This is a genomic window from Streptomyces muensis, from assembly GCF_021474425.1.
In the GTDB taxonomy this organism is placed as follows: domain Bacteria; phylum Actinomycetota; class Actinomycetes; order Streptomycetales; family Streptomycetaceae; genus Streptomyces; species Streptomyces muensis.
Window position 1 is genome coordinate 1 of the sequence record NZ_JAKEIP010000226.1, and the last position, 13,537, is coordinate 13,537.

The 13,537-nt window shown below is 71.7% G+C and carries 12 protein-coding genes; 11 read left to right on the forward strand and 1 reads right to left on the reverse strand.

All coding sequences use genetic code 11. The features are described from left to right. The 3 genes from L0P92_RS34400 to L0P92_RS34410 form a co-directional block, all read left to right on the forward strand. Positions 1-866: ABC transporter permease (locus tag L0P92_RS34400; RefSeq protein ID WP_234766978.1), on the forward strand; the 866-nt coding region annotated here is incomplete at its 5' end. Positions 867-1,124: 258 nt separating this feature from the next. After that, positions 1,125-2,120, forward strand: coding sequence for an ABC transporter ATP-binding protein (locus L0P92_RS34405; protein WP_234766979.1), 996 nt, complete (start codon positions 1,125-1,127; stop codon positions 2,118-2,120). Beyond that, the gene (locus tag L0P92_RS34410) at positions 2,101-3,147 is read left to right on the forward strand and encodes an ABC transporter ATP-binding protein (protein WP_234766980.1); all 1,047 of its coding nucleotides are present in this window, start codon (positions 2,101-2,103) and stop codon (positions 3,145-3,147) included. The genes L0P92_RS34405 and L0P92_RS34410 overlap by 20 nt, the downstream gene beginning before the upstream one ends. A 147-nt stretch (positions 3,148-3,294) precedes the next feature. Here L0P92_RS34410 and L0P92_RS34415 read toward each other — a convergent pair whose 3' ends face one another. Continuing rightward, positions 3,295-5,409 carry a S9 family peptidase gene (locus L0P92_RS34415; protein ID WP_234766981.1) on the reverse strand — a complete coding sequence of 705 codons (2,115 nt, stop codon included), beginning with the start codon at positions 5,407-5,409 and terminating at the stop codon, positions 3,295-3,297. Between the two features lie 176 nt (positions 5,410-5,585). On the opposite strand from L0P92_RS34415, the gene L0P92_RS34420 reads away from it, so the two are divergent. From L0P92_RS34420 to L0P92_RS34455, 8 genes are all read left to right on the forward strand, one after another. After that, a complete protein-coding gene (locus L0P92_RS34420) occupies positions 5,586-5,780 on the forward strand; it encodes a hypothetical protein (RefSeq protein WP_030048865.1) in 195 nt (64 codons plus the stop codon). A 51-nt stretch (positions 5,781-5,831) separates the two neighbouring features. Beyond that, positions 5,832-6,716, forward strand: a complete 885-nt coding sequence (gene mshB / locus L0P92_RS34425; RefSeq protein ID WP_234766982.1) for an N-acetyl-1-D-myo-inositol-2-amino-2-deoxy-alpha-D-glucopyranoside deacetylase — start codon at positions 5,832-5,834, stop codon at positions 6,714-6,716. After that, complete coding sequence (locus L0P92_RS34430) at positions 6,713-7,120, forward strand: DUF6113 family protein (RefSeq protein WP_234766983.1); 408 nt, start codon at positions 6,713-6,715, stop codon at positions 7,118-7,120. The genes mshB and L0P92_RS34430 overlap by 4 nt, the downstream gene beginning before the upstream one ends. A gap of 159 nt (positions 7,121-7,279) precedes the next feature. Next, positions 7,280-9,811 carry a hypothetical protein gene (locus L0P92_RS34435; RefSeq protein ID WP_443733829.1) on the forward strand — a complete coding sequence of 844 codons (2,532 nt, stop codon included), beginning with the start codon at positions 7,280-7,282 and terminating at the stop codon, positions 9,809-9,811. 131 nt (positions 9,812-9,942) lie between these two features. Beyond that, on the forward strand, positions 9,943-10,851 hold the full coding sequence (locus L0P92_RS34440; RefSeq protein ID WP_234766985.1) for an ABC transporter ATP-binding protein: 909 nt from the start codon (positions 9,943-9,945) through the stop codon (positions 10,849-10,851). Continuing rightward, positions 10,848-11,588: an ABC transporter permease gene (locus L0P92_RS34445; RefSeq protein ID WP_234766986.1), complete on the forward strand. Its 741-nt coding sequence runs from the start codon at positions 10,848-10,850 to the stop codon at positions 11,586-11,588. The genes L0P92_RS34440 and L0P92_RS34445 overlap by 4 nt, the downstream gene beginning before the upstream one ends. Next, a complete protein-coding gene (locus tag L0P92_RS34450; protein WP_234766987.1) occupies positions 11,585-12,757 on the forward strand; it encodes a sensor histidine kinase in 1,173 nt (390 codons plus the stop codon). Before L0P92_RS34445 ends, L0P92_RS34450 begins: the two co-directional genes overlap by 4 nt. Next, a complete protein-coding gene (locus L0P92_RS34455) occupies positions 12,754-13,368 on the forward strand; it encodes a response regulator transcription factor (protein WP_234766988.1) in 615 nt (204 codons plus the stop codon). Before L0P92_RS34450 ends, L0P92_RS34455 begins: the two co-directional genes overlap by 4 nt. Positions 13,369-13,537 lie beyond the last annotated feature (169 nt).

Sequence of the window (13,537 nt, forward strand, 5' to 3'; positions counted from 1 at the left end):
CCCCTCCCCCTTCCCTCGAACGCCCCCGCAGCCTGTGGTCCGACGCCTGGCGGGACCTGCGCCGCAACCCGGTCTTCATCGTCTCCACCCTGATCATCGTGTTCCTGGTCCTCATCTCCCTGTGGCCCTCGTCGATCGCCTCCGGCAGCCCCCTCAAGTGCGACCTCGCCAAGGCCCAGAAGGGCTCCGCGCCCGGCCACCCCTTCGGCTACGACGGCCAGGGCTGCGACGTCTACACCCGCACGGTCTACGGCGCCCGTACGTCCGTCGCCGTCGGCGTCTGCGCCACGCTCGGCGTCGCCGTCCTCGGCTCGGTGCTGGGAGCGCTCGCCGGCTTCTTCGGCGGCCTGTGGGACTCGGTCCTCTCCCGCGTCACCGACGTCTTCTTCGCGATCCCGGTGATCCTCGGAGGCCTGGTCCTGCTCTCCGTGGTCACCAGCAACAGCGTCTGGCCGGTCATCGGCTTCATCGTGCTGCTCGGCTGGCCCCAGATCTCCCGCATCGCCCGCGGCGCCGTCATCACCGCCAAGCAGAACGACTACGTCCAGGCCGCCCGCGCCCTCGGCGCCTCCAACTCCCGCATCCTGCTCCGCCACATCGCGCCCAACGCCGTGGCCCCGGTGATCGTCGTCGCCACCATCGCGCTGGGCACCTACATCGCCCTGGAGGCGACGCTCTCCTACCTGGGCGTGGGCCTCAAACCCCCCAGCGTCTCCTGGGGCATCGACATCTCCGCGGCCTCCCCCTACATCCGCAACGCCCCCCACGCCCTCCTCTGGCCCTCATCCGCCCTGGCCATCACGGTCCTCGCCTTCATCATGCTGGGCGACGCGGTCCGCGACGCCCTGGACCCGAAGCTGAGGTGACGGGGTGCGCGGCAACGCGGGGGCATCTCCAGCCGACGGGCGCGGCAAGCCCCCAGGGGCGCGGGGCTGTATCGATATGCGGCTCCGCCGCGTGGGCGCGACCAGCCACAACGAACCCGCAGACACCAGACGACCCGTCGCGGCACCCCCCAGGGGCGCGGGGCGGTATCGATATGCGGCTCCGCCGCGTGGGCGCGACCAGCCACAACGGACCCGCAGACGACCGACGACCCATCGCGGCACAACCAGTGGAGCGCCATGCTGCTCGAAGTACGCGATCTGCAAGTGGAGTTCCGGACCCGGGACGGGTCCGTAAAGGCCGTGAACGGCGTCACCTACGCCGTCGACGCAGGAGAAACCCTCGCCGTCCTCGGAGAGTCCGGCTCCGGAAAGTCGGTCACCGCACAGGCCGTGATGGGAATCCTCGACATGCCCCCCGGACGCATCACCGGAGGAGAGATCCTCTTCCAGGAACGTGACCTGCTGAAGCTCAAGGAAGACGAACGCCGCAAGCTCCGTGGCGCCGAAATGGCGATGATCTTCCAGGACGCCCTCTCGTCCCTGAACCCCGTACTGACCGTCGGCGACCAACTCGGCGAGATGTTCGTCGTGCACCGGGGAATGTCCAGGAAGGACGCCCGGGCGAAGGCCGTGGAGCTGATGGACCGGGTGCGGATCCCGGCCGCGAAGGAGCGCGTCAAGCAGTACCCGCACCAGTTCTCCGGCGGTATGCGCCAGCGCATCATGATCGCGATGGCCCTCGCCCTCGAACCCGCCCTCATCATCGCCGACGAGCCCACCACGGCCCTCGACGTCACCGTCCAGGCCCAGGTCATGGACCTGCTCGCCGAACTGCGGCGCGAGTACCGGATGGGGCTCATCCTCATCACCCACGACCTCGGAGTCGTCGCCGACGTGGCCGACCGGATCGCCGTCATGTACGCGGGCCGCATCGTCGAGTCCGCACCGGTCCACGACATCTACAAGGCCCCCGCCCACCCGTACACCAAGGGCCTGCTGGAGTCGATCCCGCGCCTGGACCACAAGGGCCGGGAGCTCTACGCCATCAAGGGCCTGCCCCCGGGCCTCATGAACATCCCGCAGGGCTGCGCCTTCCACCCGCGCTGCCCCCTGGCCCAGGACCTGTGCCGCACCGACGTACCCCCGCTGTACGAGGTCACCGACACGGATGGCGCCCGGCACAGCGCCTGCCACTTCTGGAGGGAGTGTCTGCATGGCCGAGCCGATTCTTGAGGTGAGCGGGCTGGTCAAGCACTACCCGCTCACCCGGGGCATCCTCTTCAGGAAGCAGGTCGGCGCCGTCAGGGCCGTCGACGGCGTCGACTTCACCCTGCACCGCGGCGAGACCCTCGGCATCGTCGGCGAGTCCGGCTGCGGCAAGTCGACGGTCGCCAGGATGCTGGTCAACCTGGAACGCCCGACGGCCGGTTCGATCAAGTACAAGGGCGAGGACATCACCAGGCTCTCCGGCCGCGCGCTGAAGGCCGTACGCCGCAACATCCAGATGGTCTTCCAGGACCCGTACACCTCGCTCAACCCCCGTATGACGGTGGGCGACATCATCGGCGAGCCGTACGACATCCACCCCGAGGTGGCCCCCAAGGGCGACCGCCGCCGCAGGGTCCAGGAGCTGCTCGACGTGGTCGGCCTCAACCCCGAGCACATCAACCGCTACCCGCACCAGTTCTCCGGCGGCCAGCGCCAACGCATCGGCATCGCACGGGGGTTGGCCCTGCGCCCGGAGGTCATCGTCGCCGACGAACCCGTCTCCGCCCTGGACGTCTCCGTGCAGGCCCAGGTCATCAACCTGATGGACCGCCTGCAGAACGAGTTCGACCTCTCCTACGTCTTCATCGCCCACGACCTGTCCATCGTCCGGCACATCTCCGACCGCGTCGGCGTGATGTACCTCGGCCGGATCGTGGAGATCGGCAGGGACGCCGAGATCTACGACCACCCCACGCACCCCTACACCCAGGCCCTGCTCTCCGCGGTCCCCGTCCCGGACCCGGAGGCCCGTGACCGCCGCGCGCGCATCATCCTCACCGGCGACGTCCCGTCCCCGACGAACGTCCCCTCCGGCTGCCGCTTCCGCACCCGCTGCTGGAAGGCCGAGGACCGCTGCGCCCGGGAGGTGCCGGTGCTGGCGGTCCCCTCGCGGCTGCGGACGACGCCGACCGGCCCCGAGGCGCACGACTCGGCCTGCCACTTCGCTCAGGTGGCGACGGTGGTGGCGGGGCAAGGCAACGGGCCGGGGTGACATGGCGCACCCCGGCCCGTTTACGGCACCCGCACGGCCGTACGCTGTTCAGCCTCCACCGTCCGTATATCGGTACCGCTTCCGCGAAGTTGCCTGCGTGTTAACGCGGTTCGTGTGCCTTTGCGTAGCTATGCCGTCGCCGGACGGTCACTGGGCCAACGACCGCTTGAGGAAGTCCACCTGAAGCAGCAGCAGGTTCTCCGCGACCTGCTCCTGCGGGGTCATATGGGTCACCCCGGACAGCGGCAGCACCTCGTGCGGCCGGCCGGCGGCCAGCAGGGCGGAGGACAGCCGCAGGGCATGGGCGACCACGACGTTGTCGTCGGCCAGCCCGTGCACGATCATCAGCGGGCGGTGCGGCTCGGCGGGCGAGGAGAGCCCGTCCTCGGTGATCAGCGAGCTCTTCGCGTACGACTCCGGCCGCGCGGCCGGGTCGCCCAGATACCGCTCCGTGTAGTGCGTGTCATAGAGCCGCCAGTCGGTGACCGGCGCGCCCGCGATGCCCGCGTGGAAGACGTCCGGGCGGCGCAGCACCGCCAGACCCGCCAGCCAGCCGCCGTACGACCAGCCCCGGATCGCCACCCGGGAGAGATCGAGCGGGTGGGACTTCGCGAGGTCCTGGAGCGCGTCGACCTGGTCGTCGAGGGAGACCGTGAAGTCCCCGTGGACCGCCTTCTCCCAGGAGGGCGAGCGTCCCGGCGTCCCGCGCCCGTCCGCCACGACCACCGCGAACCCCTGGTCGGCGAACCACTGCGAGGTCAGATACGCGTTGTGCGCGGCGACCACCCGGGAGGCGTGCGGTCCCCCGTAGGGATCGAGCAAAACCGGGAGCGGAGTGTCCCCGGCGTAGTCCCGAGGCATAAGCACGGCGCACGGGATTCGCCGTGCGCCCCCTTCGGTGAGGGTCACGCGCGGGGTCAAACCGGGATCTTCGGCATGCGACCGGACCGTCGCCGTCTGCTTCCCGTCGCGCAGCACCCGGACCTGGACCCCGGGCCGGTCCGGCGTATGGGACACCAGCACCGTCACGCCCCCGGCGCGCACCGCCGAGTGCACGCCGGGCTCCTGTGACACGCGCTCCACGCCCAGCTCGTTCACCCGGTACACATGCACTTCACCGATCTCGGGCTCCGCCGCGCCCTCACCCGCCGACGCCGAGATCAACACGTCGTCGTCGGAGACGTCCAGGACCGCCCGGACGTGCAACTGCGGCCCGGTCAGCGGTCGTTCGCCGACCGTGAGCACCCGTGCCCCGCCCTCGTCGGCGATGCGCACCAGGTGCCCGGAAGGGCTCCAGCAGGGCACCCCAGGGAAAAGATCCAGCCATTGTGGATCTTCGTCCGCGTGCACCATCCGGGTCGCCCCGGTGGCCGGGTCCACGGCCAGGAACAGCTGACTGCGCTGGTCGCGCGCCTGTACGAGCAGCAGCGGCGCACCCGCCGCTGACCAGTGCACTCGCGCCAGATACGGATACCGCGCCCGGTCCCACGCGACCTCGGTCCGGACCCCGTCGAGCCCGATCACGAACAGCCGTACCTCCGCGTTCGCCGTCCCCGCCGCCGGGTACGCCACCTGCTGCGGCTCGCGCTCCGGACGCGCCGGATCGGCGATCCACCACCGGCGCACCGGCGTGTCGTCCGCGCGCGCCACCAGCAGCGAGTCCGACTCCGGCCCCCACCAGAAGCCCCGGTAGCGCCCCATCTCCTCGGCGGCGATGAACTCGGCCAGTCCGTACGTCACCCCCTCCGACTCCGGCTCGGCGAGCGCACGGTCGCCCTCGCCCTCCGCGCCGACCACCCTGAGGGCACCCTGCGCGACATACGCGATGTGCCGCCCGTCGGGGGAGGGACGCGGGTCGATCACCGGCCCGGGCACGGTGAGTTCACGTGCCGTGCCGGCTCGCAGCTCGGCCGTGAAAAGCCGCCCTGACAAGGCAAAGGACGCCAACTCGACGGCCGCGTCGGTGGCCTGGGAGACGATGCCGGCACCGCCCTCACGGCTGCGCTCGCGCCGCGCCCGCTCCTCGGCCGAGAGATCCTCGGAGGCCCCGCCCAGCAGGGCGCGCGGGTCGGCCGCCACGCGCTCCTGGCCGTCCGCCGTGTCGAGCACCCACAGCGAACTCGCCGGATCCGTACCCGAGCTGGAGCGCAGGAACACGACACGGGAACCGTCGGGCGCCACCGCGAACGCGCGCGGCGCGCCGAGCGTGAACCTCTGGGTGCGGGCGTGCCGACGGGGGAAGGAGACAGGCTCGGTCGTCATGCCCCGACCATATTGGCCAGTGCGCCCCCTTGTGCGGCTGTGCGCCGATCGATGCGCACGGACGGATAGTTATGATCACAAGCGCATAGTGGGTATGAACCCGCTGACTGCTGCATGGATTTATCTGCCCCCATAGTCCGACCCCCCGCCCCTGGGATTCTTGGAGGTGAACCGCCGTGGCACTCTCGATTTCGGCGGTGGTGCTGCTGGCGATCATCGTCTTCTTGCTGATCAAGAAATCAGGCCTGAAGGCGGGTCATGCGGTCGTCTGCATGTTGCTCGGGTTCTACCTGGCGTCCTCGACGATCGCTCCCACGATCAGCGAGCTGACGACGAACATCGCGGGCATGATCGGCGGCATCAAGTTCTGAGTCCGGGCAGCGCCGCGAGCCGCTGTCGGTGCGGCCTCGTAGGGTGGGCCCATGACGGAACTGCCCGACCGGCGTCTGCTCCTGGTGCACGCGCATCCGGACGACGAGTCGATCAACAACGGCGCCACCATGGCCAAGTACGCGGCCGAGGGTGCCCGGGTGACCCTGGTCACCTGCACCCTCGGTGAGCACGGCGAGGTCATTCCCCCCGAGCTCCGGCACCTGACCGGCACCGCGCTCGGCGAACACCGCCTGGGCGAGCTCACCGCCGCGATGCGCGAGCTCGGCGTCGAGGACTTCCGTCTCCTCGGCGGCAAGGGCCGTTACGAGGACTCCGGGATGATGGGCATCGCCGACAACGACGACCCGGCCAGTCTCTGGCAGGCGGACGTCGACCAGGCGGCCCGGGAGCTCGTCGAGGTCATCCTGGAGGTACGCCCCCAGGTCCTGGTCACCTACGACCCGGACGGCGGCTACGGCCACCCCGACCACATCCAGGCCCACCGCATCGCCATGCGCGCGGCCGAGCTGGCCGACGACGCCGGCTGGCGGATCCCCAAGATCTACTGGAACCGCGTCCCGCGCGGCGTCGCCGACGAGGCCTTCGCCCGGCTTCAGGTGGATCTGCCCGGACTGCCGTTCGGCAAGGCGGCCGTCGTCGGGGACGTCCCCGGTGTCGTCGACGACGAGCGGATCACCACCGTCGTCGACGGCACCGCGCACGCCACCGCCAAGGCCGCCGCGATGCGGGCGCACGCCACCCAGATCGAGGTGACCGAGCCGACCGCGCCCTACTTCGCGCTCTCCAACGAACTCGCGCAACCCCTCTTCACCACCGAGTACTACGAGTTGGTACGCGGAGAGAGAACGACGGAGCCGGAGGCCGAGAAGGAGACCGACCTGTTCGCCGGAATCACCCTCGGGGAGGCGTCATGAGCTCGATGCTCGCCCAGCCGCTGAAGCTGAAGCGGCCCTCCGCCCTGCGCGCCCTCGCCCACCTCGGACTCTTCGTGCTCGGAGCGGTCGTAGGACTGGCCGGGGCCCTGGTGCAGCCCGCCTGGTTCCCGGGCGGCCTGCTGCTCGCGCTCGCCGGCGAGGCCGGACTCTGCCTGGGCGCCGCCCGGGCGCTGGGCAGTCGGGCCGGGGCCGTCGCACCCGCCGGCGGCTGGATGATCACCGTCATCCTGCTCACCGCCAGCCGCCCGGAGGGCGACTTCGTCTTCGGCACAGGAGCCGCGTCCTATCTCTTTCTGCTCGGCGGCATGGCCGTGGCTGTGATCTGCGCCACCCTCGCCCCGGTGCGGCAACCAGGGGGCGACGGCGTCCGACTTGGCAAGTGACGTACCACTTCTCCACCAAGCACTCGTGCGAGTCCCGTGTGGGTTTCCCAGGCGGTCGGGGGATACGGGCCAGAAGTGGCCAGTATGGTGGTGCGCGCCGCCGAGCCGCCCGGAGCAATGGGGTCGAAACGGCGGCGGAGCCAACCGGGAGAACCTGCCTTGAGTCGTGAAACTGACACTCCGTCCTCCGGGCCCAACGGGCACGGCGGAGCCGCATACCCCTCGGGCACGCCGCCGTACGGGACCCCCATGGCTTCCGACAGCGGTGCGGACGCGGGCCGTTCGGGCACGCAGCCGGAGGAACGCAAGACCGAGACCACGCTGACGACGCGGATCCGGATCAACATCCCCGGATCGCGGCCCATTCCGCCCGTGGTCGTACGCCAGCCCGTCGCCGACACCGATGGTCAGACCTCGGGTTCCGGCGCCGGCGCCCCCGCCGAGACGCCGGCGCCGTCCGCCGCCACCTCCAGGTCCACCGGCACCGTGGAACCCCCGGCCGAGCCCACCGCGCAGGCGGGCGAGAAGACGAGCGACTGGTTCGCGCCGCGCAAGTCCGGCGCGCCCAAGGGCGGTCAGGGCGGCGCGCCCTCCAACGGTGCCGGTCAGCCCGGCGGTTCGGGACCCGCCGCGAGCGGCCCCGGTGGCCCGCGTCCGGGTGCCGGCGGCGGTGCCGGCCGGCCCGGTGGAGTCGTCGGCTCGATGAACGTCCCGGGCGGCTCCCGCCCTGGCGCCACGAACGGCGCGGGCCTCCCCGGCGCGACCGGCGGCCCCGTGGCTCCCGGCCACGGCGGCGGCACCGGTTCCTTCGACGTGACCGAGGCACTGGCGGCAGGCCCGCGCGGCAACGGAAACGGCAACGGCGCCCGCCCCGGCGACGAGGCACGCCGCGACGACCTGCCGTACTTCTCCGACAACGGCGGCGGCCAGCACGGCCCGAACGGTCAAGGCGGCCAGAACGGCTACGGCACGCAGGGCGGCCCCGGCGGCTTCGACCCCTCCGCCGACTTCAGCGCCCCGAACGACTTCGACGACTTCGGCGCCCCCCACGGCCTCGACGACTTCGGCGGCCCGAGCGACTTCAACGGCCCGAACGGCCGCGGCGGCCAGGGCGGCCCCCAGGGTCCGACGACCGGCCCGGTCACCGGCGACGGCCCGCCGGTGCCGCCGGTCGCGGGCGCCGGACAGGGCGGCCCCGGTGGCCCGCGTGGTTCCGGTGCGCCCGGCCGCCCGGGCGGTCCGCGCGGTCCGGTCGGCTCCGGCATCTCCGCCGGCCCCGGTGGCCCGGCAGGTCCGGGCGCTCCCGGTATCTCCGCAGGCCCGAGCCGTCCCGGTGGCCCTGGCGGCCCCGGCAGCGGTCTGGGCGGTCCCTCCGGCCCCGGTGGTCCTCCCGGTCCCGGCGGCCCGGGCGCCCCGGCCGGCCCCGGAATCTCCGCAGGCCCCGGCGGCCCCGCAGGCCCCGGTGCCGCCCCGCACGCGTCCGGCCTCGGCCCGGGCGGTGGGCTCAGCGACGACACCGCGATCCTCACCCCGCAGAAACCGGCCCCCGAGCCCGGCACCCCGCACTACGGCGGCGTGGCCGACAACGTCTCCGGCCACACCGTCACCAGCGGCATCCCCGTCGTGCCCTCCGGCGCCCAGAGCGGACCCTTCGGGCCGGGCACCACCGAGCCCTCCGGCCCGCACACGCCCCCGAAGCTGCCCGAGACCGGCTCGTCGGACACCCAGTCCTCCCGCGCGCCCAAGAAGAAGGGCCGCAACAAGCTGGCGCTGGTCGGCGGCGGAGTGATCGTCCTCGCGGGCGGCGTCTACGGCGCGGGCCTGCTGATGGCCCACTCCGACGTGCCCAAGGGCACCACCGTGCTCGGCGTCGACATCGGCGGCGGCACCCGCGACGACGCGGTCAAGAAGCTCAACGACGCCTTCGACGAGCGGGTCAACAAGCCGCTGAAGCTGTCGGTGGACGGCAAGACCGTGACGTTGGAGCCGGACAAGGCCGGGCTGCAGTTCGACATGCAGCAGACCGTCAGCGCGGCCGCGACCAGCGACTACAACCCGGTCTCGGTCATCGGCGCGCTGTTCGGCCAGGAACGCGTCGTCGACCCGGTCATGCCCACCGACGAGGAGAAGCTGCACGCCGCCCTGGAGGACGCCTCCGGCGGCTCCGGCTCGGTGACCGAGGGCACGGTCACCTTCAAGTCGGGCAAGGCCGTCGCCGTGTACGGCAAGGCGGGCCAGGGCATCGACGTCGCCAAGTCGACGGCGGCCGTCGAGGAGGCCTACCGCACCCAGGTGGAGACGGGCACGTCCGCCGCGGTGCAGGTCCCCACGACCACCCAACAGCCGACGATCACGAACGCCGAGGTCGACCGGTTCATGAAGGAGTTCGCCGAACCGGCGATGGCCAACAAGGTCACGATCCAGACGGACGCCGCCCACAGCATCCCGTTCGGCTCCCTGTCCCTGCCGAAGATCCTCGGCGTCAAGGCCGTGGACGGCAAGCTCGTGGACACCTACGACCTCAAGGCGCTCAAGGAGGCGTACGGCGCCACCTTCGACGGCGTGCAGATCAACGGCGCGAGCGGCAAGCGCGACGTCCTGCCGCAGGACGTCGCCTCCGCCCTGCGCAAGGCCCTGCGCGCCAAGACGGCGGCGGAGCGCACCGTCACCATCGACACCAACCCGAGCTAGCGAAGCCGCTCGGACCAGGGGGCACCCGGCACTAGCCGGGTGCCCCCTGGCCGTCGTATGACATCTGTCATCCGGCAGTCAGGACCGCCGACACTGCCGCCCCGGGGGCCCGCGCGGGCACCCTGGAGCGCATGACGACGACAGTGGTCGGATTCGACCAGGTGACCAAGAGCTACGGCGATGTGCGCGCCGTCGACGGCCTGACGCTCGCGCTGCACCCGGGGGAGACCGTGGCCCTGCTGGGGCCGAACGGGGCGGGCAAGTCGACCACCCTCGATCTGCTGCTCGGCCTCAAGCGGCCCGACAGCGGCACGGTCGGCCTCTTCGGCACCGAGCCGCGCGAGGCGATCGTCGCCGGGCGGGTGGGGGCCATGCTGCAGAGCGGCGGGCTGATGGACGAGGTCACGGTGGCCGAGCTGGTGCGGCTGGCCTGCGATCTGCATCCGCGGCCGTACCCCGTCGCCGACGTCCTCGCCCGGGCCGGCGTCACCCAGATCGCCGACCGCAGGGTCGACAAGCTCTCCGGCGGCCAGGCCCAGCGTGTCCGCTTCGCCCTCGCCACCGCCGGCGACAGCGACCTGATCGTCCTGGACGAGCCGACGACCGGCATGGACGTCACCACCCGCCAGGCCTTCTGGGCCACCATGCGCGAACAGGCCGACCAGGGCCGCACGGTCCTGTTCGCCACGCACTACCTGGAGGAGGCCGACGCCATCGCCGACCGCGTGCTCGTGCTGCACCGCGGCCGGCTGCTGGCCGACGGCACGGCGGCCGAGATCAAGGCGAAGGCAGGCGCCCGCAGGATCTCCTTCGACCTGCCCGACGGCCCCGTGGACGAGGCCGCCCTGCGCACGCTGCCCTTCCTGACCACGATCGACGTCTCCGGCCGTACGGTCCGGCTCCAGTCCTCCGACGCCGACGCGACCGTCCACTCCCTCTACGGCCTCGGCCTCTACCCCCGCAACCTCGAAGTCGCCGGGCTCGGCCTCGAGCAGGCGTTCGTCGCCATCACCACCGCCGAGGAGGCGCGTACCTCATGAAGGGCCTGATCCGGCTGGAGCTCACCCGCGCCCTGCGCAACCGCAAGTTCCTGTTCTTCTCGGTGCTCTACCCGTCGATCCTGTTCCTGCTGATCGCGGGCAGCGCCGACGGCACGACGAAGGTCGACGGCACCGGCCTGACACTGCCGACGTACATGATGGTCTCGATGGCCTCCTTCGGCGCGCTGACGGCCGTCCTGATGGGCAACAGCGAGCGCATAGCCAAGGAGCGCGAGAGCGGCTGGGTACGGCAGCTGCGGCTGACGACCCTGCCGGGGCGCGGGTACGTGATCGCCAAGACCGCGAGCGCCGCCGTGGTGAGCCTGCCGTCCATCGTCGTCATCTTCGTCGTCGCCGCCGTGGTGAAGGACGTACGGCTCGACGCCTGGCAGTGGCTCGCGCTCACCGGCGCGATCTGGGCCGGGAGCCTGGTCTTCGCCGCGCTCGGGGTGGCGATCGGATACTCCGCGACCGGGGACGCGGTGCGCCCGATCACGATGATCGTCTACTTCGGGCTCTCCCTGCTCGGCGGCCTGTGGATGCCCACGACGACCTTCCCGCGGTGGCTCCAGGACATCGCCGCCTGGGTCCCCACGCACGCGTACGCTGCCCTCGGGCAGGCCATCGAACAGAGCCGGGCCCCGCACGCGAAGGACCTCGTCGTCCTCGCCGTCTCCTTCGCCCTGTTCACGGGCGGCGCGGCCTGGCTGTACCGGAAGGACACTCTGAAGGCGTGAGCGGCACAGGCGGCGGCATCGGGCAGCGCCCGGAGAACAACAAGCAGCGGCTGATCAAGCTCATGTGGACCGGCATCTGGCTGGTCTACCTGAGCGCGCCGGCCAATGACCTGCTGCACGGCGGCCACAGCACGGGCGTGCGGATCCTCGGCTGGATCGGCCTGTGCGCCTTCGTCACCTGGTACATGCTGCTGCTCTTCCGCTCCGGCCGCGGTGAACGCAACAAGGTCGTCCTCGCCTCCCTCGGCGTCCTCGCCGCCCAGTCCACGATCCTGGCACTCGCCCTCGGCCGCGAGTGGCTGGTCCTGTTCGTCTACGTCTCGATCGCGTCCGGCGCTGCCCTGCCCCCGCGCATGGCCCGCTGGACGATCCCGGGCGCGTCCGCGCTGATGACCGTGGTCGCGCTCGCGACACCGGGCGGCAAGGCGTTCCTGGCCGGCCTGCTGATCCCGGCGCTGCTGGGCGGCTTCGCCATGACCGGCGTACGCGAACTCGTCCGCACGACGGTCGCGCTGCGTGAGGCCCGCGCCACGGTCGCCCAACTCGCCGCGAACGAGGAGCGGCTGCGTCTCGCCCGGGACCTGCACGACCTGTTGGGCCACTCCCTCTCCCTGATCACGCTGAAGAGCGAGCTCGCGGGCCGGATGCTCCCCGACCACCCCGACAAGGCGGCCCAGCAGGTCGCCGACATCGAACAGGTCAGCCGCCAGGCCTTGGTGGACGTCCGCGAGGCCGTCACCGGCTACCGCCGCCCTCGCCTCGCCGCCGAACTGGCGGGCGCCAAGGTCGCGTTGACCGCCGCCGGAGTCACCGCGGACCTGCCCGCCGCCGAACCGGACCTCACCGGTGTAACCGAGGACGGCGAGACGGCATTGGCCTGGTCCCTGCGCGAGGCGATCACCAACGTCGTCCGCCACAGCGGTGCCGGACGCTGCACGGTCGAACTCCTGCGCCGCCAGACCCTCGACGGCCCCGTCCTCGAACTCTCCGTCGAGGACAACGGCTCCGGCGACCAGGGCGGCGGCCCCGGCAACGGCCTGACCGGTCTGACGGAACGCCTGGAGAAGGCGGGCGGCACCCTGGACGCGGCAGGCACCAGGCACGGCTTCCGCCTGACCGCCCGCGTCCCGGTCACCGCCCCCGCGACGGCCGTAGAATCCGCGCCATGAGCCCCACGATCAAGGTCCTGCTCGCCGAGGACCAGTCGATGGTCCGCGAGGCCCTGGCCGCCCTGCTCGGCCTCGAGGACGACATCGAGGTCGTCGCCCAGGTGGCCCGCGGCGACGAGGTCCTCCCGGCCGCCCGCGAGCACGACGTCGACGTGGCCCTCCTGGACATCGAGATGCCGGGCGCGACGGGCATAGAGGCCGCGGCCCTGCTGTCCAAGGAACTCCCGGCCGTGAAACTCGTCGTCCTCACCACCTTCGGCCGCCCCGGCTACCTCCGCACCGCCATGGAATCCGGCGCCGACGCCTTCCTCGTCAAGGACGCCCCCGCGGCCCAACTGGCCGAGGCGGTACGGAAGGTCCTCGCAGGCGAACGGGTCATCGACCCCACCTTGGCGGCAGCGGCCCTGGCCGAGGGCGCCAACCCTCTGACGGACCGCGAGCGAGAGATCCTGAGAGCGGCGGAGAACGGCTCCACGAACGCGGACCTGGCAGCAGCCCTGCACTTGTCCCAGGGAACGGTCCGCAACTACCTCTCGACAGCAATCCAGAAACTGACGGCACGAAACAGGGCGGAGGCGGTGAGGATCGCAAGGGAGAAGGGCTGGTTGTAGAGCGCCGCTCAGGGGCAACGCCTTTAGGGGCGCGGGGAACTGCGCGACCAGCCACGATGCACCCGCAGCCGCACGACAGCAGAACCTCCCACGGCGAGGAGGCGAACTAATTCAACATCGCCCGAGCCGCCCGAGCCTCCCCCCGCACCCGCTCAGCCGCCCCTTCATC